The sequence below is a fragment of the Mycobacterium sp. NGS11 genome (assembly GCF_059813315.1).
In genome coordinates this window covers 21,419-42,161 of sequence record NZ_JCALEJ010000033.1, presented here as the reverse complement: position 1 = coordinate 42,161, position 20,743 = coordinate 21,419, and the positions used below count along the sequence as shown (strand labels likewise).

Annotated in this window: 21 protein-coding genes; 15 read left to right on the top strand and 6 right to left on the bottom strand. The window is 68.4% G+C overall.

Features of this window, described 5'->3' with window-relative positions:
• Positions 1–21 precede the first annotated feature (21 nt).
• Together aroB and aroQ are read left to right on the top strand one after the other, a co-directional pair.
• Positions 22–1,116, top strand: coding sequence for a 3-dehydroquinate synthase (gene aroB / locus AC5Y4T_RS24045; RefSeq protein ID WP_499948928.1), 1,095 nt, complete (start codon positions 22–24; stop codon positions 1,114–1,116).
• Complete coding sequence (gene aroQ / locus AC5Y4T_RS24040) at positions 1,113–1,559, top strand: type II 3-dehydroquinate dehydratase (protein WP_499919638.1); 447 nt, start codon at positions 1,113–1,115, stop codon at positions 1,557–1,559. Before aroB ends, aroQ begins: the two co-directional genes overlap by 4 nt.
• Here the strand turns inward: aroQ and AC5Y4T_RS24035 are convergent.
• Positions 1,556–2,272: a B-4DMT family transporter gene (locus AC5Y4T_RS24035; protein WP_499955802.1), complete on the bottom strand. Its 717-nt coding sequence runs from the start codon at positions 2,270–2,272 to the stop codon at positions 1,556–1,558. The two genes, aroQ and AC5Y4T_RS24035, sit on opposite strands and share 4 nt — an antisense overlap.
• Before the next feature lie 33 nt (positions 2,273–2,305).
• On the opposite strand from AC5Y4T_RS24035, the gene AC5Y4T_RS24030 reads away from it, so the two are divergent.
• From AC5Y4T_RS24030 to AC5Y4T_RS24010, 5 genes are all read left to right on the top strand, one after another.
• Complete coding sequence (locus AC5Y4T_RS24030; protein ID WP_499955800.1) at positions 2,306–3,415, top strand: M24 family metallopeptidase; 1,110 nt, start codon at positions 2,306–2,308, stop codon at positions 3,413–3,415.
• Positions 3,416–3,548: 133 nt separating this feature from the next.
• Positions 3,549–4,112 (top strand): elongation factor P, encoded by a 564-nt coding sequence (gene efp, locus AC5Y4T_RS24025; RefSeq protein WP_007171952.1) that lies wholly within the window; start codon positions 3,549–3,551, stop codon positions 4,110–4,112.
• Positions 4,109–4,612 (top strand): transcription antitermination factor NusB, encoded by a 504-nt coding sequence (gene nusB / locus AC5Y4T_RS24020; RefSeq protein ID WP_499919644.1) that lies wholly within the window; start codon positions 4,109–4,111, stop codon positions 4,610–4,612. The genes efp and nusB overlap by 4 nt, the downstream gene beginning before the upstream one ends.
• The gene (locus AC5Y4T_RS24015; RefSeq protein ID WP_499919645.1) at positions 4,609–5,007 is read left to right on the top strand and encodes an antitermination protein NusB; all 399 of its coding nucleotides are present in this window, start codon (positions 4,609–4,611) and stop codon (positions 5,005–5,007) included. The genes nusB and AC5Y4T_RS24015 overlap by 4 nt, the downstream gene beginning before the upstream one ends.
• A gap of 92 nt (positions 5,008–5,099) precedes the next feature.
• The gene (locus AC5Y4T_RS24010; RefSeq protein ID WP_499955798.1) at positions 5,100–7,952 is read left to right on the top strand and encodes an aminotransferase class I/II-fold pyridoxal phosphate-dependent enzyme; all 2,853 of its coding nucleotides are present in this window, start codon (positions 5,100–5,102) and stop codon (positions 7,950–7,952) included.
• 4 nt (positions 7,953–7,956) lie between these two features.
• Here AC5Y4T_RS24010 and AC5Y4T_RS24005 read toward each other — a convergent pair whose 3' ends face one another.
• Positions 7,957–8,220: a hypothetical protein gene (locus AC5Y4T_RS24005; protein WP_499955796.1), complete on the bottom strand. Its 264-nt coding sequence runs from the start codon at positions 8,218–8,220 to the stop codon at positions 7,957–7,959.
• A gap of 124 nt (positions 8,221–8,344) precedes the next feature.
• On the opposite strand from AC5Y4T_RS24005, the gene AC5Y4T_RS24000 reads away from it, so the two are divergent.
• The gene (locus tag AC5Y4T_RS24000; RefSeq protein WP_499955806.1) at positions 8,345–9,757 is read left to right on the top strand and encodes an ATP-binding protein; all 1,413 of its coding nucleotides are present in this window, start codon (positions 8,345–8,347) and stop codon (positions 9,755–9,757) included.
• Here AC5Y4T_RS24000 and AC5Y4T_RS23995 read toward each other — a convergent pair.
• Both AC5Y4T_RS23995 and AC5Y4T_RS23990 read right to left on the bottom strand, forming a co-directional pair.
• Complete coding sequence (locus tag AC5Y4T_RS23995; protein ID WP_499919653.1) at positions 9,739–10,407, bottom strand: response regulator transcription factor; 669 nt, start codon at positions 10,405–10,407, stop codon at positions 9,739–9,741. The genes AC5Y4T_RS24000 and AC5Y4T_RS23995 overlap by 19 nt on opposite strands.
• 33 nt (positions 10,408–10,440) lie before the next feature.
• Positions 10,441–11,283, bottom strand: a complete 843-nt coding sequence (locus AC5Y4T_RS23990) for a COG4705 family protein (protein WP_499955794.1) — start codon at positions 11,281–11,283, stop codon at positions 10,441–10,443.
• 187 nt (positions 11,284–11,470) lie between these two features.
• Between AC5Y4T_RS23990 and AC5Y4T_RS23985 the strand changes: the two genes are divergently transcribed.
• Genes AC5Y4T_RS23985 through AC5Y4T_RS23960 form a run of 6 tightly spaced genes read left to right on the top strand, consistent with a single transcriptional unit; the run spans position 11,471 to position 18,193 of the window.
• On the top strand, positions 11,471–12,232 hold the full coding sequence (locus tag AC5Y4T_RS23985; protein WP_499919661.1) for a GntR family transcriptional regulator: 762 nt from the start codon (positions 11,471–11,473) through the stop codon (positions 12,230–12,232).
• Positions 12,229–12,459: a 4Fe-4S dicluster domain-containing protein gene (locus tag AC5Y4T_RS23980; RefSeq protein WP_064885673.1), complete on the top strand. Its 231-nt coding sequence runs from the start codon at positions 12,229–12,231 to the stop codon at positions 12,457–12,459. Before AC5Y4T_RS23985 ends, AC5Y4T_RS23980 begins: the two co-directional genes overlap by 4 nt.
• Positions 12,460–12,484: 25 nt before the next feature.
• A complete protein-coding gene (locus AC5Y4T_RS23975; RefSeq protein WP_499955792.1) occupies positions 12,485–13,873 on the top strand; it encodes an ABC transporter substrate-binding protein in 1,389 nt (462 codons plus the stop codon).
• The gene (locus tag AC5Y4T_RS23970; protein WP_499955790.1) at positions 13,870–14,745 is read left to right on the top strand and encodes an ABC transporter permease; all 876 of its coding nucleotides are present in this window, start codon (positions 13,870–13,872) and stop codon (positions 14,743–14,745) included. The genes AC5Y4T_RS23975 and AC5Y4T_RS23970 overlap by 4 nt, the downstream gene beginning before the upstream one ends.
• Positions 14,742–15,494: an ABC transporter ATP-binding protein gene (locus AC5Y4T_RS23965; RefSeq protein WP_499955788.1), complete on the top strand. Its 753-nt coding sequence runs from the start codon at positions 14,742–14,744 to the stop codon at positions 15,492–15,494. The genes AC5Y4T_RS23970 and AC5Y4T_RS23965 overlap by 4 nt, the downstream gene beginning before the upstream one ends.
• Positions 15,491–18,193, top strand: a complete 2,703-nt coding sequence (locus tag AC5Y4T_RS23960) for a fumarate reductase/succinate dehydrogenase flavoprotein subunit (protein WP_499955786.1) — start codon at positions 15,491–15,493, stop codon at positions 18,191–18,193. Before AC5Y4T_RS23965 ends, AC5Y4T_RS23960 begins: the two co-directional genes overlap by 4 nt.
• Here the strand turns inward: AC5Y4T_RS23960 and AC5Y4T_RS23955 are convergent, their stop codons facing one another.
• Positions 18,194–18,733 (bottom strand): GNAT family N-acetyltransferase, encoded by a 540-nt coding sequence (locus tag AC5Y4T_RS23955; protein ID WP_499955784.1) that lies wholly within the window; start codon positions 18,731–18,733, stop codon positions 18,194–18,196.
• Positions 18,734–18,745: 12 nt separating this feature from the next.
• Positions 18,746–19,960, bottom strand: a complete 1,215-nt coding sequence (locus AC5Y4T_RS23950; protein WP_499955782.1) for a serine hydrolase domain-containing protein — start codon at positions 19,958–19,960, stop codon at positions 18,746–18,748.
• Between the two features lie 144 nt (positions 19,961–20,104).
• Between AC5Y4T_RS23950 and AC5Y4T_RS23945 the strand changes: the two genes are divergently transcribed.
• Positions 20,105–20,533 carry a cellulose-binding domain-containing protein gene (locus tag AC5Y4T_RS23945; protein ID WP_499955780.1) on the top strand — a complete coding sequence of 143 codons (429 nt, stop codon included), beginning with the start codon at positions 20,105–20,107 and terminating at the stop codon, positions 20,531–20,533.
• Positions 20,534–20,743 lie beyond the last annotated feature (210 nt).

Genomic DNA, 20,743 nt, shown 5'->3' with positions numbered 1-20,743 from the left:
CGATGAGGAGGAGCGGCGCACGTGACTGAGCCCGGGGATCCGGTCACCATCGAGGTTGCCGTCGACCCGCCCTACCCGGTGATCATCGGCACCGGCTTGCTGGGCGAGTTGGACGAACTTCTCGTCGGCCGGCACAAGGTGGCCATCGTGCATCAACCGGTGCTGACCGAGACCGCCGAGGTGATCCGAAGCCGGTTGGCGGACAAGGGTGTTGACGCGCACCGCATCGAAATCCCGGACGCCGAGGAGGGCAAGGACCTGCCGGTGGTGGGCTTCTTGTGGGAAGTCTTGGGCCGCATCGGTATTGGACGCAAAGACGCTTTGGTCAGCCTCGGGGGCGGAGCGGCCACCGACGTCGCCGGCTTCGCGGCGGCCACCTGGCTGCGCGGCGTCGACATCGTGCACGTGCCGACCACGCTGCTCGGCATGGTCGACGCGGCCATCGGTGGCAAGACCGGGATCAACACCGACGCGGGTAAGAACCTGGTCGGGTCGTTCCATCAGCCACACGCCGTACTGGTCGACCTGGCGACGCTGCAGACGTTGCCGGCCAACGAACTCGTCGCGGGGATGGCCGAAATCGTCAAGGCGGGATTCATCGCCGATCCGGTGATCCTCGACCTCATCGAGGCCGATCCGCAGGCCGCGGTCGACCCGGCGGGTGACGTGCTGGCGGAGCTGATCCGCCGCGCGATCGCCGTCAAGGCGGAGGTGGTGGCCGCCGACGAGAAAGAGTCGGAGCTGCGCGAAATCCTCAACTACGGACACACATTGGGGCACGCGATCGAGCGTCGCGAGCGCTACCGGTGGCGGCACGGCGCGGCGGTGTCGGTGGGATTGGTTTTCGCCGCCGAGCTGGCCCGGCTGGCCGGCCGCCTCGACGACGCCACCGCGCAGCGGCACCGCACCATCCTGTCCGCGCTCGGCCTGCCGGTCAGCTACGACGCCGACGCGTTGCCGCAGTTGCTGGAATACATGGCGGGAGACAAGAAGTCGCGGGCCGGGGTGCTGCGGTTCGTGGTCCTCGACGGCCTGGGCAAGCCGGGCCGGATGGCCGGCCCCGACCCGTCGCTGCTGGCGGCGGCCTATGCCGGACTCGCGGAGGAGGCTTCGTGACCACGACGGTGAACGTCATCAACGGCCCGAACCTGGGCCGGCTGGGCGTGCGCGAGCCGGACGTGTACGGCGACACGACGCACGATCAGCTGGCCGCGCTGATCGAACGGGAGGCCGACGCGCTCGGCCTCAAAGCCGTTGTGCGACAGAGTGATAACGAAGCGGAACTGCTGGACTGGATCCATGCGGCGGCCGACGCGGCCGAACCGGTGATCCTCAACGCCGGCGGGCTCACCCACACCTCGGTGGCGCTGCGCGACGCGTGCGCGGAGTTGAGCGCCCCCCTGATCGAGGTGCACATCTCCAATGTCCATGCGCGCGAGGAATTTCGGCGACACTCCTACCTCAGCCCCGTCGCGACCGGCGTGATCGTCGGGCTGGGGGTGCAGGGCTATCTGCTCGCCCTGCGCTATCTGGCCGGGAAGCCCGGCGCCGACAGCTAGCCCTTGTCGTGTTCGGTGCCGGGCCTGGTGTGCTCGTCGCCGCCGCGGGTGCGGATCACCTCGGTCTTCGGGTCGTCTCCGGCCTTGGGGATCGTTTCGGTCGGCGATTCGGTGGTGGACACCTTGTCGGTGGGCGCGTCGCGCTCGGCCGTGGCGACCGATGCGGTGCGCGCCTCAGTGTGGGCATCGGAGCCCTGCGCGGGAATCTCGCCGGTGGGCGCGTCGTCGGCGCGCACCGCGGAGAACACGTCGGTATCGGCTCGGTCCTCGTCAGCGCCGGGCCGGCGCGCCGGGGGATTGCGGTCGACCCGCCAGCGCCCGATGGTCACGCCGATGATCCCGGGCACGAAGACAATCAGCGCGGTGAAGGCCGCGAACGTCGTCAACTCGTTGAGCAGCCCCCCGGTGTACAGGCCGCTGTAGAAGGTGGCGATCAGCCAGGTGACGGCTCCGCTGAGCACGCCGGCCACCAGGCCGGCCAGCAGCCAGGTCATCGCCAGGTCGCCGCGGCGATCGGGGTCGGGGTTGGCGATGGCGTCGGCCCGGCCGTCGCGAATCCCCCAGATGACCACGCCGATGATGAACACGAGCAGCAGCGCCACGCTGAACAGCGTCGCCTGCGTCTGCCACGCGTTGATCAGCGCACCCTGGAACAATCGGACCACGACCATCGCCGCGGCGTAGACCAATCCGCGCAGCATCCAGTTACTCATGGCCCAAAAGCGTAGCGAGTACCGTCAAGACCCGTGACACATTCACAGCGTCGGGAAAGGCTCAGAGCGCGACTCGAGGCCAGCGGATTGGATGCGCTGCTGGTCACGGACCTGGTGAACGTCCGTTATCTCTCCGGTTTTACCGGATCCAACGGCGCGTTGCTGGTGTTCGCCGACGATCGCGGCCCCGTGCTGGCCACCGATGGGCGGTACCGGACCCAGGCCGCCGAGCAGGCACCGGACCTCGAGGTCGCGATCGAACGGGTGCTGGGACGCTACCTGGCCGCACAGGCCGCGAAGGCGGGCGCGCGGAAGCTGGGCTTCGAAAGCAATGTGGTGACCGTCGACGGATTCGACGCCCTGACCCGCGAGCTGGACGAGCGGAAGTCGGCCACCGAGTTGGTCAAGGCGGCCGGGACCGTCGAAGCGCTGCGCGAGGTCAAAGACGCCGGCGAGGTCGCGCTGCTGCGGCTGGCCTGCGAGGCGGCCGACGCGGCACTGACGGATCTGGTGGCGCGTGGCGGCCTGCGGCCCGGCCGGACGGAACGCGAGGTCAGCCGCGAGCTGGAGGCCCTGATGCTGGACCACGGCGCGGACGCGATCTCGTTCGAGACCATCGTGGCCGCCGGGCCGAATTCGGCGATCCCGCATCACCGCCCCACCGACGCGGTGCTGGCCGGCGGCGACTTCGTCAAGATCGACTTCGGTGCGCTGGTGGGCGGCTACCACTCCGACATGACCCGCACCTTCGTGCTCGGCAAGGCCGCGGACTGGCAGCTGGAGATCTACCAGCTGGTCGCGGATTCGCAGCGGGCCGGCCGGGAGGCGCTGCGCGCCGGCGCCGGCCTGCGCGAGGTGGACGGCGCGGCCCGCCAGGTGATCGCCGACGCCGGCTATGGCGAGCAGTTCAGCCACAGCCTCGGCCACGGCGTGGGCCTGGAGATTCACGAAGCGCCCGGCATCGGCGCCACGTCGACCGGCACGTTGCTGGCCGAATCGGTGGTGACCGTGGAACCCGGCGTCTACCTGCCCGGCCGCGGCGGCGTGCGCATCGAGGACACCCTCGTGGTGCCCGACGAGGCTCACGGCAAGCCGCCCGAATTGCTGACCAAGTTCCCCAAAGAGCTGACCGTCTTGGCGTAGCCCGTACAGGGTTTCGCGCGTCACCGCCCGACCCCGGCCCGGCAGGCGCCGCCGCCACGCGCTCTAAACTGATCGACAAGTCACAGACAGTTCCGCAGACGGCTGTCCAAAGTCCGAGGAGATATACCGAACCGTGGCAAGCACTGCCGATTTCAAGAACGGACTCGTGCTGGTGATCGACGGCCAGCTGTGGCAGATCGTCGAGTTCCAGCACGTCAAACCCGGCAAGGGCCCCGCCTTCGTGCGGACCAAGCTGAAGAACGTGCTCTCCGGGAAGGTCGTCGACAAGACGTACAACGCTGGCGTCAAGGTGGAGACCGCCACCGTCGACCGGCGCGACACCACCTACCTCTACCGCGACGGGTCGGACTTCGTGTTCATGGACAGCCAGGACTACGAGCAGCACCCGCTGCCCGAGTCGTTGGTCGGCGACGCGGCCCGTTTCCTGCTCGAGGGCCTGCCGGTGCAGGTGGCGTTCCACAACGGGGCGCCGTTGTACATCGAGCTGCCCGTGTCGGTCGAGATGGAGGTCACGCACACGGAGCCGGGCCTGCAGGGCGACCGGTCCAGCGCCGGGACCAAGCCCGCCACCGTGGAGACCGGGGCCGAGATCCAGGTGCCGCTGTTCATCAACACCGGAGACAAGCTGAAGGTCGACACGCGCGACGGCAGCTACCTGGGGCGCGTCAACGCGTGAGCAGACCCGTCAGGGGACGCCATCAGGCCCGTAAACGTGCCGTCGACCTGTTGTTCGAAGCCGAGGCCCGTGGGCTGAGCCCGGCGGAGGTCGTCGACGTCCGCACCGGGCTGGCCGAAACGAACCCCGAAATCGCGCCCCTGCAGCCGTACACCGCCGTGGCGGCCCGGGGCGTCGGCGAACACGCCGCGCACATCGACGACCTGATCAGCTCGCATCTGCAGGGCTGGACGCTGGACCGGCTGCCCGCCGTGGACCGCGCCATCCTGCGAGTCGCGGTCTGGGAGTTGCTGTATGCCGACGACGTGCCGGAGCCGGTCGCCGTCGACGAGGCCGTCCAGCTGGCCAAGGAGCTGTCCACCGACGACTCGCCGGGCTTCGTCAACGGCGTCCTGGGCCAGGTCATGCTGGTGACGCCGCAGATCAGGGCCGCCGCCCGGGCGGTTCGGGGCGCGGTGGGTTCCGACATGACAGCGGAGGAGCACGGGCCGCAGCCATGACCCGGTTGGAGCTGCGCCTGCTCGTGGCGGCCGTCCTGGCCGCGACGGTGGTCATGGGTGCGGTGATCTGCGCCGCTTACGGGCTGACCATCGTCGCCTCGGTGCTCTCGATCTACGCGCTCGGCGTGGGCGCCTGGCTGTACCACTGCGTCGAACGGGTGGTCGTCGCCCGCCGCATCAGCACGGTGCGCTCGGCGGCCAAGCCGCTGCAGCCGCTGCTGCCGGTGATGGCCGCGATCATGGGACTGACGCAGGCCGTGGTCAGGTCCCTCACCGATGTCACCGAGCTGCCGGCCCGGCGCTGGGAGCTGCCGATGCTGCGGTGGACGGACGGCGCCCGGGGGCGGCGGCGCTTAATAGAGGGTGACGTGGAAAGCGACGACGGGGCGGATTGATCGAGCTGCGGTGAAATGACCACGGGCGTGACGCGGCGGGTTGACAATACGAGCGGCACGTCAGCGGCGGCGAACGAAGAACAGGTGAGGTCATGATTCGATACAGCACCCAGCCGCGACGACTTCGAGTGTCCGCGCTGGCGGCCGTGGCCAACCCGTCCTACGCCAGGGTGGACACCTGGAACCTGCTCGACGACGCCTGCCGTCACCTCGCCGAGGTGGACCTCGCCGGGCTGGACAAGGCCCACGACGTGGCGCGGGTCAAACGTCTGATGGACCGCATCGCCGCCTACGAGCGGTACTGGCTGTACCCCGGTGCGGCCAACCTGGCGGTCTTCCGCGCTCACCTGGAGAGCCTGTCCACCGTGCGGCTCACCGAAGAGGTTTCCCTGGCCGTGCGATTGCTCAGTGAATACGGCGACCGCGCAGGGCTTTTCGACACTTCGGCGCCGCTGGACGATCAGGAGCTGGTCGCTCAGGCCATGCAGCAGCACTTCTACACCGTGCTGCTCGCCGACGACGCCCCGAGCACGGCGCCGGACAGCCTGGCCGAGTGCTTGCGCGCGCTGCGCAGCCCGTCCGACGACGTGCAGTTCGAAATCCTGGTGGTGCCGAGCGTCGAGGACGCCATCACCGCGGTCGCGCTGAACGGTGAGATTCAGGCCGCGATCATCCGCGACGACCTGCCGCTTCGGTCCCGCGACCGGTTGCCCTTGATGAACACATTGCTCGGGCCCAACGAGGATGCGGAAGGCGTCATTCCGGACCGCGCCAACGATTGGGTGGAGTGCGGCGAGTGGATCAGGGAGCTGCGGCCCCACATCGACCTGTATCTGCTGACCGACGAGTCGATCGCGGCCGGCGACGACGCCGAGCCCGACGTCTACGACCGGACGTTCTACCGGCTCAACGACGTCACCGACCTGCACAGCACGGTGCTCGCGGGACTGCGAAACCGTTACGCCACACCGTTTTTCGATGCACTGCGGGCGTACGCCGCGGCGCCGGTCGGCCAATTCCACGCCCTGCCCGTCGCGCGCGGCGCCAGCATCTTCAACTCCAGGTCGCTGCAGGACATGGGGGAGTTCTACGGCCGCAACATCTTCATGGCCGAAACCTCCACCACCTCCGGTGGACTCGACTCGCTGCTGGACCCGCACGGCAACATCAAAAAGGCGATGGACAAGGCCGCGAAGACGTGGAACGCCGACCACACCTATTTCGTCACCAACGGCACATCGACCGCCAACAAGATCGTGGTGCAGTCGCTGACGCGACCCGGCGACATCGTGCTGATCGACCGCAACTGCCACAAGTCCCACCACTACGGGCTGGTGCTGGCCGGCGCCTATCCGCTGTATCTGGACGCGTATCCGCTGCCGCAGTTCGCGATCTACGGCGCGGTGTCGCTGCGCACCGTCAAGCAGACGCTGCTGGACCTGGAGGCGGCCGGTCAGCTGCACCGGGTCCGGATGCTGCTGCTGACCAACTGCACCTTCGACGGTGTCGTCTACAACCCCATGCAGGTCATGCTGGAAGTGCTGGCGATCAAGCCCGACATCTGTTTCCTCTGGGACGAGGCGTGGTACGCGTTCGCCACGGCCGTGCCGTGGGCCCGGCAGCGAACCGCGATGATAGCCGCCGAGCGTCTCGAGCAGATGCTGGCATCGCCGGAATACGTTGCGGAATATAGGGATTGGCGTACGTCGATGGAAGGGGTGGACCGGTCGGAGTGGGTTGAGCGGCGGCTGCTTCCCGACCCCGGTCGCGCGCGGGTCCGCGTGTACGCGACGCACTCCACCCACAAGTCCCTGTCTGCGTTTCGGCAGGCTTCGATGGTTCATGTCCGCGACCAGGACTTCAACTCCCGGGCCCGCGACGCCTTCGGTGAGGCCTTCCTGACCCACACCTCGACCTCACCGAACCAGCAACTGCTCGCCTCGCTGGACCTGGCGCGCCGGCAGGTCGACATGGAGGGCTTCCAGCTGGTCCGCCAGGTCTACGACATGGCGTTGGTCTTCCGCCACCGGGTGCGCAAAGACCGGTTGATCAGCAAGTGGTTCAGCATCCTCGACGAGTCCGACCTGGTACCCGAGGAGTTTCGTGCCTCCACGGTCAGCTCGACCGCGTCGATCAGGCAGGGCGCCCTGGCCGAGTGGAACGAGGCCTGGCGCTCCGATCAGTTCGTGCTCGACCCGACGCGCGTCACGCTGTTCATCGGCAACACCGGAATGACCGGATTCGACTTCCGCGAAAAGGTGCTGATGGAACGATTCGGCATCCAGATCAACAAGACCTCGATCAACAGCGTGCTGCTCATCTTCACGATCGGTGTCACCTGGTCGAGCGTGCACTACCTGCTCGACGTATTACGTAGGGTGGCAATCGATTTGGATCGCATCGTGAAGGCGGCCAGCGTCGCCGACCGGGCGTTGCAGGAGCGTCATGTCGAGGAGATCACCGAGGATCTGCCACATCTGCCCGATTTCAGCGAGTTCGACGTGGCGTTCCGGCCGGTCGATGAGTGCAAATTCGGCGACATGCGGTCGGCGTTCTACGCCGGATACGAAGAGACGGACCGCGAGTACGTGCAGATCGGCAGCGCGGGCAGACGGCTCGCCGAGGGCAAGACCCTGGTGTCGACCACGTTCGTGGTGCCCTACCCGCCGGGCTTCCCGGTGCTGGTCCCCGGGCAGGTGGTGTCCAAGGAGATCGTCTACTTCCTGGCCCAGCTCGACGTCAAGGAAATCCACGGATACAACCCGGATCTCGGGTTGTCGGTCTTCACCGAGACGGCGCTGGCGCGCATGGAGGCACAACGCAACGCGGCGATGGCGGCGGTGGGTTCGGTGACCGCTGCGTTCGAGCTGCCCGCCGACGCGTCGGCAACCAACGGGGCACGCGCCAACGGTGTCCCCGCCATGCCGTCGGTCGCGGACAGCTGAGCGATCAACCGGTCGTCGGTGCCGGGCTCACGCCGCACGTGGTGCGGGCAGAGGTGTGCGTTGCGCCCATCGACCAGTCGGCGATACCTCGCCGAATCCCCTGCAGGAGCGCGTCCCTGCCCCCAGCAGCGGTCTGGTTGCAGCTCGAACTGAGGGTGTTGAAGGGGCTGGGGTCGGCACCGGCCGGGGCGGCGCCCAGGGCACCGCAGCCGACCACTACCGCCGCGCCGACCAGTAGTCGGGCGATCACACGATCGTTACGACGCACAGGGCGTGCAATACCAGGCATGACCACGTCAGCGTAGGACGCGGCCGCTGAGAGGCCGCTGAGAACGCGCTGAACTCGACGTTTTCGCCCCGGGCGGCGGGACTGCAGAATTAACGACGTGCGGATATCCGGTGCCTCGCCGTCCCGGCGAAGCGGGCGAGCGCGTTCGTGGCACCTGGCGCACCTGGGCATTTCGGCCCGGTCGGCGGCCGTGTCGGCGATCGTCGTACTGTGTGCGCTCAGCGCGGCAGGCGCCGGCTTGGACGCGGTCTTGTACCGCAAGCTGTTGGCGGGCGTCGACTACGCCGCCGCCGAGCGGGTCCGCGACATCACCAAGGCGCTGCAGTCCGGTTCGGTCGACGACCTCGACAACGCGTTGCTGCACACCGACCAGCGGGTGGTCGCAACCCAATTGGTCGGTCCGGATGGCAACGTGGTGAAGCGGTCCGGCTCGGCGCCGAAAACACCGCTGGTCCCGGCGAATCAGTTCGACTTCAACCTGCGTCGCGGCCTGCCCGACGACGCGGTCGCCGGTGACGACATGCGGGTCAGCGGCCAAAAGGTCGCAACCCGATCCGGTGTGTACACCGTGCTGGTGGGGGGAGGCAGCGAGGCGGTCGAGGCGACCGCGCGGACGCTGGCGATCCTGTTGGCCTGCAGCGCACCGGTGATCGTCGGGGTGGCGGCGGCGGCAACCTACTGGCTGGTGCGACGGTCGCTGCAGTCGGTGGACGCCATCCGGACCAGGGTGGCCGACATCTCGACGTCCGATCTGGCCGAGCGGGTACCGGTGCCGGACAGCCACGACGAAGTCGCGGCCCTGGCAGTCACGATGAACGAGATGCTCTCGCGCCTGGAGGCGGGTCACCGTGCGCAGCAGCGCTTTGTCGGCGACGCCTCTCACGAACTGCGCAGCCCGCTGACCACCATCATCTCCGGGCTGGAAGTGGCCGAGGCGCACCCCGATCTACTCGACGCCGAATTGACGGTCAACACCTTGCTGCCCGAGGCGCGGCGCATGCATACCCTGATCGAAGATCTGCTGCTGCTGGCCCGGGCCGACGAGCAGACGCTGCTCCGGCGCAAAGAGCAGGTGGCGCTCGACGACCTGGCGCAGGCCGAAGTCGACCGCGCGCGGCGTGACACGCAATGCGTGATCCACACCGATATCCATCCGGTGCGCCTGGAAGCCGACCCGGTCGCCATGTCGCGGATGATCCGCAACCTCATCGAAAACGCTGTCCGTCATGCGGATTCGTGTGCCGCCATCGAAGTCGGCGGCCAAGGCGCAACGGTGACCCTCACCGTCAGCGATGACGGGCCCGGAATCGCCCCAGCCGATCGGCGCCGGGTGTTCGAACGTTTCGTGCGCCTGGATTCCGATCGAGCGCGTAGCGGGGGAGGGGCCGGGCTGGGCCTGGCGATCGTCGCCGAGATCGTCGCCGCCCACAACGGCGTGGTCACCATCGACGACCCGCCCTGCGGCGGAACAACAATGATTGTGACGCTGCCCGTGTCTCAGCACACCAGTCGGTAACCGACGCCCCGGATCGTCTCGATGGTGTTGGTACCGAAAGGAACATCGATCTTGCGACGCAGATATCCCACGTAGACCTCGACCACGTTGTCGGGGCCGTGGTGATGCGCGTCCCAGACGTTCTGCAATATCTCGGCTTTGGTCACCACCACGTCCTTGTTGCGCATCAGGAACTCGAGCACCCCGTATTCGCGCGGAGTCAGCGCGATGGGGGTCGAGCCCCGCTCGACCGTGTGTCGGGCGGGATCCAGGGTCAGCGTCCCCGCTTTCATGACCACCGGCCGCGCCGGTGCACCGCGACGAACCAGCGCCCGCAGCCGCGCCACCAGCACGCGGAATGAGAACGGCTTCGTCAGATAGTCATCCGCCCCGAGGTCGAAGGCGTCGGTTTCGTCGTACTCACCGTCCTTGGCGGTCAGCATGAGCACCGGTGTCCACACGTTGTGCGACCGCATCCGGCGCAGGACCTCATAACCGCTGAGCCCGGGCAGCATGATGTCGAGAACGACTACGTCAAACCCGTTTTCGGTGGCCTCCCGCAGGCCGTCGACGCCGTTGCCGACGGCAACGACGACGAACCCCTCCGCCTTGAGCCCCCTGGCCACGGTGGCGGACAGCCGCGGTTCATCCTCAACGAGCAGGACTCGCATGTGTCAAAGCTACGTCGAGTGTCGGGCGCACCCTCATTCGGGCGGCCGGTCAATGCGCATTTGGTCTGGCTGCTCGACGTCGGTGCCCGGATGAGGTTCTGCCTCATCGTCTTTGAGCTCACCGGGATGGCGACCGGGACGCTGCGGGATGACGACGAGCAACACCGCGATGAGCGCCGCGAGCGCCGCCGAGGCCCACGGGCGGCTCCACGCCAGGCCGCCGTCGGCGACGGGCTTGTCGATGAAGTCGCCCACCGTCGCCCCCAGCGGCCTGGTGAGGATGAACGCCACCCAGAACAAGGTGACGCGCGAGATGGACGTCCAGAAGTACAGGGCCGCGACCACGGCCAGGCCGGCCGCGAAGACCAGCGCGCCGCGTTCGTACCCGAAATCGCGGGTGTCCGCCAGCCAATCGCCGAGCGCGGTGCCCAGCGTCTGCGAGAACGTGATGGTCGCCCAGTAGAAGGCCTCGACTTTGGGCGTCGAGACGGTGCTGACCGATACGGTGCCCTGCGACCATCGCCAGAGGCACAGCGTCGCCACCAGGCACGCGAGCAGCAGCAGCGACCCGCCCGTGTAGCCGATGCCCAGCGACCGGTCCGCGAAATCGGCCAGCACGGTGCCGAACGTCGTCGAGGCCACGATCGTCGCCCAGTAGAGGACGGCGTGAAATCGCTTGGCGAGTATCTGCGCCGCGACCAGCGCCACCAGCGCCACGCCGAAAATCGCGACCCCGGCGGCGTAGCCCCAATTCAGCGTCATCGTGACGGTGTCGCCGCCGGTCTCGCCCAGCGTCGTCGCCAAGACTTTGATGACCCAAAAGCCCAGCGTGACCGCCGGCACCTTGGTCAGCGCGTGTTTCGAAACGTCAGTCATGCAAGCCATCTTCCTTCAGGTTCTGCTCATCAGGATCGCAAAGACGGCGGGTTCTCGCAGGTGGCGCAATAGCGCGGCGGTTGACGGTTTTGGCTGGTCGCGCCCGAAGGCGCCCCGGCGCAATGCGCCCCGCCACCGGGGCGGGCCCTCATCGGCGACCCGAAAAGCGGCCCTGAGCTGCATTAGCGTGGCCCCCGTGGCGCAACCATTACCTCTTGGCGGACCCAGGGCCGACCGCGCCCGCCGGGTCGCCGATGTGCTGCGCCAGCAGATCCACTCCGACGCCTACCCGCAGGGCCTGCCCGCGGAACTGGACCTGGCCGCCGAGTTCTCGGTGTCGCGCAACACCATTCGCGAGGCGCTGGCCGTCCTCAAGCACGAGGGGCTGATCGATCGCGGACCGAAGGTCGGCACGCACGTCGCGCAGCGCAAGTACGATCACGGGCTCGACGCGCTGCTGGGCCTGAAGGAGACGTTCAAGGATCTCGGCGAGGTCCGCAACGAGGTGCGCGCCGCGATGCCGGTCACCGCGCCGCCGTCGGTGGCCCGCCGGCTGGGACTTCGGCCGGGCGAGCAGGCGGTGTTCGTCGAGCGGCTGCGTTACCTGGGTGACCTGCCGCTCAGCCTGGACCTCACCTACCTCGCCCCAGAACTGGGCCGCGAGGTGCTGAACCACCCGCTGGAGACGAACGATCTGTTCGCGCTCATCGAGGAGGTGAGCGGGCAACGGCTGGGCTCGGCGGCGCTGGCGCTCGAGGCCATTCCCGCCGACGCGCATTCGGCGGCCACGCTGCAGGTGCCCGACGGTGCGGCGCTGCTGATGCTGGAGCGGCTCACCAGCCTCGCCGACGGCACCCCCGTGGACCTGGAGTACATCCGGATGCGGGGCGATCGAATCACCATGCGGGGCAACCTTTTCAGAGCCGAGCCGATGAGGAGCAACCCATGACGCTGATCAACAACAACCGCGCCGACGTGCCGGTCACCATCGACGAGTCGCTGTGTATCGACGGCTGCACGCTGTGCGTGGAGGTCTGCCCGCTCGATGCGCTGGCCATCAACCCCGACACCGGCAAGGCCTTCATGCACGTCGACGAGTGCTGGTACTGCGGTCCCTGCGCGGCCCGCTGTCCCACCGGCGCCGTCACCGTCAACATGCCCTATCTCCTTCGCTGAAAAGCCTCCAACCCCAGGATCTTTCATGGAACGACGCGCCATCCGGCTGGCGTCGGCGGTGTTCGCGATCGCCGCGCTCACCTCCGGTTGCTCACTGGAATCCCTGTCGCAGTCCTCCGGCGTGGTCAACGTGGTGGTGGGCTATCAGTCCAAGACCATCAACACCGTCACCGCGGGCACGCTGCTTCGCGCGCAGGGCTACCTGGAGCGCCGGCTCGCCGACACCACCACCCGCACCGGCACCAAATACGCGGTGCGATGGCAGGATTACGACACCGGCGCCCCCATCACCGCGCAGATGCTCGCCGAGAAGATCGACATCGGCTCGATGGGCGACTATCCCATGCTGATCAACGGCTCCAAGACGCAGGCCAACCCGCTGGCGAAAACCGAGATCGTCTCCATCACCGGCTACAACCCCAAGGGCGCGCTGAACATGGTGGTGGTAGCGCCCGGTTCGTCGGCGGCCACGCTGAGCGACCTGGCCGGCTCCAAGGTCTCGGCGAGTGTGGGGTCGGCCGGTCACGGCACCTTGATGCGGGCGCTGGACAGGGCCGGGATCAAAGGCGTGGAAGTGCTCAACCAGCAACCGCAGGTGGGCGCCTCCGCGCTGGAATCCGGCCAGGTGCAGGGCCTTTCGCAGTTCGTCGCCTGGCCGGGCCTGCTGGTCTTTCAGGGCAAGGCCAAACTGCTGTACGACGGCGCCGAGCTGAACCTGCCCACCCTGCACGGGGTGGTGGTGCGGCGCTCGTACGCGGCGTCTCACCCGGAGGTGCTGGGCGCCTTCCTGCAGGCGCAACTGGACGCCACCGACTTCCTCAACGACAAGCCGCTGGAAGCCGCCCGCATCGTCGCCCAGGGCAGTGGCCTGCCGCAGGAAGTGGTGTACCTCTACAACGGTCCCGGCGGTACGTCATTCGACACCACGCTCAAACCGTCACTGGTCGAGGCGCTGAAAAACGATGTGCCGTACCTGAAGTCGATCGGCGACTTCGCCGACCTCGACGTGTCCGGCTTCGCCCAGGACGCGCCGTTGCGCACCGTGTTCCGCGCGCGCGGCCTGAACTACGACGCGGCCCGGGCCGTCACCGCCAACCCGTCCGCGCTGCGCGGGGATCCCGCCCTGGCCAGCGAACTGTGGCTGGACGGTTCGAATGCCACCCAGACGGTCGCCAACCCGACGAGTCTGCTTCGCGCGGTGCGCGAGGCGACCGCCCACGGCACCAAAGTCCGTGCAGCCTACGTTCCCGACGCCGAGCTGGGCACCCGATGGTTCGCCGATAAGGCGGTCTGGGTGCAAGACGGCCAGAACTACCTGCCGTTCGGGACGCCGGCCGGCGCGCATCGCTATCTCGCCGCACACCCGGGCGGCGCCATCGTGAATTACCAGCAGGCCCTTGGAGGTTCGGTATGACCGCCTATCTCACCGGCGACCCGGCAGCCCCGGTATCGGCGCAAGTCGTCGACCCGGTCCCGGCGACGGCCACCCCGCGACGTGCCGGCTCACCGTGGCACTGGCGGCTGCTGCGGCTCGCCTCGGTCGCCGCCGCGATCGGGCTGTGGCAGGCGCTCACCGCCGGCAAGGTGCGGTTGCTGCTGCGCTTCGACACGCTGCCCACCGTCACCGAGATCGTGCACGCGCTGGGACGCCGGCTCGGAACGTCCGAGTACTGGCTTGACCTGGCGCAGTCGCTGATCCGGATTCTCACCGGCTTCGGACTGGCCGCCGTGGTCGGGGTAGCGACGGGCGTGCTGCTGGGCCGTTCGCGCTTGTTCGCCAACACCTTCGGCCCGCTGACGGAGTTGGTCAGGCCCGTGCCGGCCATCGCGATGGTGCCGGTGGCGATCCTGCTGTTCCCGACCGACGAGGCCGGCATCGTGTTCATCACCTTCCTGGCGGCCTACTTCCCGATCCTGGTCAGTACCCGGCACGCGGTGCGGGCGTTGCCCACGCTGTGGGAGGACTCGGTGCGCACCCTCGGCGGCGGCCGGTGGGATGTGCTGAAGCAGGTGGTGTTGCCGGGCATCCTGCCCGGTGTGTTCGGCGGCCTTTCGGTCGGCATGGGCGTGGCGTGGATCTGCGTGATCTCCGCGGAGATGATCTCGGGCCGGCTCGGGATCGGTTACCGCACCTGGCAGGACTACACCGTGCTGGCGTATCCGCAGGTGTTCGTCGGGATCATCACCATCGGCGTGCTGGGTTTCGCGACCGCGGCGGCCGTGGAGGTCGTGGGCCGCCGGGTGACCGGCTGGCTGCCGCGAGCGGAGGAGGAAGGCCGGCAATGACTTTAAAAAAGGCTGGAGTGAGTCTCGAACTGGATCGAGTTCGCTTGTCCTACACCGGCGAACCGGTGATCGACGGGCTGAGCCTGACGGTGCGCCCCGGAGAGATCCTGGTGCTCACCGGCCCCTCGGGCTGTGGCAAGTCGACGGTGCTCCGCGCCCTGGCGGGGCTGCTGCGGCCCGACGAGGGCCGGATCGTCGCCGACGGTGACGAGGTGACCACCACGTCGGGGGATCGGGGCATGGTGTTCCAGGACAACGCGTTGCTGCCCTGGCGCACGGTGCGCTCCAACATCGAGCTGGCCCTGCGGCTGCGCGGCGTTTCCCGCGCCGGGCGGCGCGCCGAGGCGGACCGCTGGATCGCCGAGCTCGGCCTCACCGGCTTCGGCGACTACCTGCCGAAGAGCCTGTCGGGCGGTATGCGCCAGCGCGTCCAGCTGGCCCGCGGGCTGGCCGGCGCGCCGCGCGCGGTGATGATGGACGAGCCGTTCGGCGCGCTGGACACCCAGACCCGTACCGCCATGCAGCGGCTGCTGATCGACACCTGGCGTGCCCATCCGACGACGATCGTCTTCGTCACCCACGACGTCGACGAGGCGCTGCTGCTCGGCGATCGCATCGCCGTGCTGGGCAGGGCCGGTCAGCCGCTGCGCGCCCTGATCGACGTTCCGGAGCCGCGCGTCGAGCGGCAGCGCGCGGCGTTGCGCGCCGAAGTCATTGCGGCACTGAATCACTCGGCGGAGGCGGCATGATGCAGATTCCCGACCCGGCGACCCCGGTCCGGCTCGACTGTGACGTCCTGGTCATCGGCGGGGGCACCGCGGGCACCATGGCGGCGCTGTCGGCCGCCGAGAACGGCGCGCAGGTGCTGCTGCTGGAAAAGGCCCACGTGCGCCACTCCGGTGCGCTGGCGATGGGCATGGACGGCGTGAACAACGCGGTGATCCCCGGCAAGGCCGAACCCGAGGACTACGTCGCCGAGATCACCCGCGCCAACGACGGAATCGTCAACCAGCGCACCGTGTATCAGACCGCCACCCGCGGGTTTGCGATGGTGCAGCGGCTGGAACGCTACGGCGTGAAGTTCGAGAAGAACGAGCACGGCGAATACGCCGTGCGCCGGGTGCACCGCTCGGGCTCCTACGTGCTGCCGATGCCCGAGGGCAAGGACGTCAAGAAGGCGCTGTATCGGGTGCTGCGGCAACGGTCGATGCGCGAGAAGATCCAGATCGAGAACCGGCTGATGCCCGTCCGGGTGCTGACCGACGGCGGGCGGGCGGTCGGCGCGGCGGCCCTGAACACGCGCACCGGTGAATTCGTCACGGTCGGCGCCAAGGCGGTCATCCTGGCCACCGGCGCCTGCGGCCGGCTCGGCCTGCCCGCGTCGGGCTACCTGTACGGCACCTACGAGAACCCCACCAACGCCGGCGACGGCTACTCGATGGCCTACCACGCGGGTGCGGAACTGTCGGGCATCGAGTGCTTCCAGGTCAACCCGCTGATCAAGGACTACAATGGCCCGGCGTGTGCGTACGTCGCCAATCCCTTTGGCGGCTACCAGGTCAACGCGCTCGGCGAGCGATTCGTCGACTCCGACTACTGGTCGGGGCAGATGATGGCCGAGGTCAAGACCGAGATCGATTCGGCGCGCGGGCCCATCTATCTCAAGGTGTCGCACCTGCCCGACGAGACGCTGACCGCGCTGGAGAACATCCTGCACACCACCGAGCGGCCGACCCGGGGCACCTTCCACGCCAACCGCGGCCACGACTACCGCACCCACGACATCGAGATGCACATCTCCGAAATCGGGTTGTGCAGCGGGCATTCCGCGTCGGGTGTGTGGGTCGACGAGCACGCCCGCACCACGGTGCCCGGGCTGTACGCGGCCGGTGACATGGCGTGCGTGCCGCACAACTACATGATTGGCGCGTTCGTGTTCGGCGACCTGGCCGGCACGCACGCCGCCTCGACGCTGGCCGATACCGCTGCACCGCAACAACTTCCGGCAGAACAGGTGCGCGAGGCGCACGAGCTGATCTACCGGCCGTTGCGGCATCCGGACGGCCCGCCGCAGCCCCAGGTCGAATACAAGCTGCGCCGCTTCGTCAACGACTACGTCGCGCCGCCCAAGACCGGGGCCAAGCTGTCGCTGGCCATCCGCACGTTCGAGCGGATGCGCGCGGAGATCGCCGAGATGGGCGCCCGCAATCCGCACGAGCTGATGCGCGCGGTGGAGGTGTCGTTCATCCGCGACTGTGCCGAGATGGCCGCCCGTTCGTCGCACACCCGCACCGAATCACGGTGGGGCCTCTATCACGATCGCGCCGACCTGCCCGGCCGCGACGACCACCAATGGGGCTATCACCTCAATCTGCGCAAGGACGCCGACGGCGAGATGGTGTTCCTCAAGCGGCCGGTGGCACCGTATTTCGTGTCGGTCCCGGAGCTCGACGGCCTGCCGCCCACCGACCAGACCGTGTATCCCGTGGAGCAGCCGCCATTGGTCGGCGGCCAAGCGCCGGCCACCACGATGTCCCGAATCGAAGCGGCCGCAACGGTATTCGAGCCCCCGTCACCGCGCATCGCCGAGGTCCTGGCGCTCGAGGAGCCCACGATGGCCACCCTGCGGCCCTACCTCGCCGACGCGGATCCGGGGGTGCGCCGCACCGCCGTGTCGACGCTGACCGAGCACATTCCCGACGGTTACGCGCCGGCGCTGGTGGCCGCGCTGAACGACGACGACGCCGCCGTCCGCCTCACGAGCGCCGAGGGCATCCGCGAGCTGGTCGAGGTGCTGCCGGAGCCGGAAAGCGTTCGGGAGTACCTGGACTCGGTCGATCGGCTGGTGCGCGCGGCGTCGTTGTACGTGCTGGCCGCGCGCCGGGCCGGTGACGCCGTGCAATACCGTCGCGCCCTGGGCGACGTCGATCATCGGGTCCGCATCGAGGCGGTGCGGGCGCTGGTGTCCGTCGACGACGTGGACGGTGTCGTCACCGCCGCGGGCGACGAGAACCGGGAAGTGCGCATCGCGGCGGCCGCCGGGCTCGCGACCCTGCGCAATGGTGTCGATGCGGTGCGCCGGCTCGTTGCCGACTCCGACCCACTGGTTCGCGCCGCCGCGCTGACCGCGCTGGGCCAATTAGGTTGCAGCGCAGACGATTACGTCGCGATCAAGCAGGCGTTGCGGTCGCCGGCCTGGCAGGTGCGCGAGGGCGCGGCGCGCGCGCTGGCCGGCGCGCCTGCCGACTTCGCAATTGCGCAGCTGTCCGAGGCGCTGGGTGACGCCCATCTGGACGTGCGCAAGGCCGGGGTGCTGTCCCTGACCCGGTGGGCCGGTGAGCCCGCCGCTCGGGACGCCTTGGGGCTTGCGCTCAAGGACGGCGACGCCGACGTGCGCGCCTACGCCCGCCGGGCGTTCGACGAGGAGGGCCCGGCGGAGAAAGCCTGATCAACGCAGAATCTTGGCGTAGAGCAGGCTGTCCTGGGGCTCTGGCCCCATCGTGGGGTAGACCGCGTGCCGGGCCAGCCGCCCCTCCAGGAAGAAGCCGGCGTGCTCGAGCAGTCGCGCCGAGCTTTCGTTGTCCACGCTGCACGTGGCCCAGACGCGATACACCTCGCGATCGGCGTCGAGCGCGGTGAGCAGCATGCCGAGCGCCTCGGACATCAATCCCTTGCCCCACCAGCGTCGGCCCAGGCAGTAGCCGACTTCGACCGAGTGCGGCGCGGTGCGCCGACAGCTGGCCAGCCCGATCACCTCGCCACGGTGCCGCGACTCGATGACCCAGGTCTTCTCGTCCGCGCTGGCGTTGAGTTTTTCGGTGATCACGCGCCGCGTCGCGGCGACGTCGGGATGCGGCGCCCACAGCAGGTACTTGGTGACCTGCGGATCGCGGGCGACCCGCTGGAACAGCGCCCCCGCGTCGTCGAGCGCGGGCGGGCGGAGCAGCAGTCGCGGACCGCTGATGCGGTCGGGTGGGTATCCGGGCATCGGAGTGTGACTTTAGAGGCCGAGGGCGCGATAGGTGTTGCGGACGAATCTGGGTTGTGCCGTGCGGAGTTTGGCCAGCGACGTGTTGCCGGCGACGGCGGTGGCGGCATCGACGGTGAGGTCCGGCAGATTCTGGATCAGGTAGAGCAGGATGAGATCCGCGCTGGGGTCGGCCTGCCACCAGGTCCCGTAGGCGCCGGGCCAGCTGAACGTGCCGAGACCGCCCGGCCCGAAAAGCGGTGTGCTCTTGGCCGGATCGGTCACCAGCGACAGGTTAAGCCCGAAGCCGCGGCCCACCCAGTACGGCGCGCCCAGGAAGTTGTGCCGCTTCTGTTCGTCGGAGAGCCGATCGGTCCGCATCAGCCGGACGGACTCTTCCGAAAGCACCCGCACGCCGTCGACCGTTCCGCCGCCGAGCAGCATCCGCACGAACCGCAGGTAATCGTCGGCGCTCGACCACAATCCGCCGCCGGCGTTGCAGAACGAGGGCGGCGTGATGTGCGGTGGGCCCATCACCCCGTGCTGCAGCCGGCTTTGTTCGTCGAGCCGGTACATCGTGGCCGCGCGGCGGCGCGCCTCGGGCGAAACGAAGAACCCGGTGTCGGTCATGCCCGCCGGGCCCAGTACCCGCTCCTCGAGCACCTGGTGGAAGGGCTTGTTCTCGATGCGGGAGGCGATGACCCCCAGCAGGTCGATGGAGTGGCTGTAGGTGACCCGGTCGCCGGGCTGATGCACCAGCGGCAGCTTGGCCAGCTCGGCCAGCCAGGCGTCCGGGCCCTGATTGAAGGGCAGCCGCATGTAGGCCTTGGAGATCGGCCCGGACACCGAGAAGCCATAGGCCAGCCCGCTGGTGTGGGTGAGCAGATCCTCGATCAGGATGGTGCGGTTCACCGGGTGGGTCCGGTCGAGCGGGCCGTGCGGATCGTCGAGCACCCGCACGCCGGCCAGCTCCGGCGCCCAGCGGGTGACCGGATCCGTGAGCGTCAGCCTGCCCTCGTCGACCAGGCTCATCACCGTCGCGACCGTCACCGGCTTGGTCATCGACGCGATGCGAAACAGCGTGTCGCGCTGCATCGGCAGACCCGCATCCACGTCGCGGTAGCCGATCTCGTTGACCTGTAGCAGTTCTCCGCGCTGCCAGACGACCGTCACCGCACCGGCGAGCAGGCCGGCGTCGCACACTTCCCTCACGGAGGCGGCATTGCCGTTGAGGGCCGAGCGATTCACCTGGTCAGATTAGCGGGCCGGGCGCGGCGCCCGGTTACCCGTCTCGGGCCAAAATTTCATGACGGTTGCGGTTGAGCAAAGGTACTGCAGCGTACCCGCGATGCGAGGGCCGATATCGCCCGTGTGGTTTTACTGTTGGCTGCTATGTCCGGACTGAACAATTGTGTGAAGCGCTGGCGCACAGCGCTTCACGTAACCGTGTCGGCATTGGTGGTTGCCATCGTCGGACTTGCCATCACTCCCGTCGCTCATGCGGCTGCCGCCACGGCGACGCTGACGGTTGAACACACATGGCAGACCGGTTTCATCGCCCGCTTCACCATCGTCAATTCGAGCCTGGCGCCGCTAACCGATTGGAGGCTCGATTTCGACTTGCCGGCGGGAGAATCCGTCGTGCACACGTGGAACAGCACGATTACCCAGTCCGGCACGCACTATGTTCTCACTCCCGCGAATTGGAATCGCACCATTGCGCCCGGTGGTTCCGCGACCGGTGGCATGAGAGGCATGCTGACCGGTTCCTACTCGCCGCCGGCGAACTGCGTGCTCAACGGGCAATATCCCTGCACCTGATCGAGCACCCCTGGCGTCGCGGCGCGTCGGTGGGGGACAAACACCCTGTGTCCCTTCTCAGAGACTGATGGGGCGGGTGTGACGGGCGCGGGCGACGGGCGACCGGCGCGACATGTCCCTCGCAGCGCCTCGCTCGAAATAAGTGCTACGCTGCCACGCAGTCGACATCCTTTAACGATCCGTCCGGCGAGGCGGAGAAGGAGGTCAAGT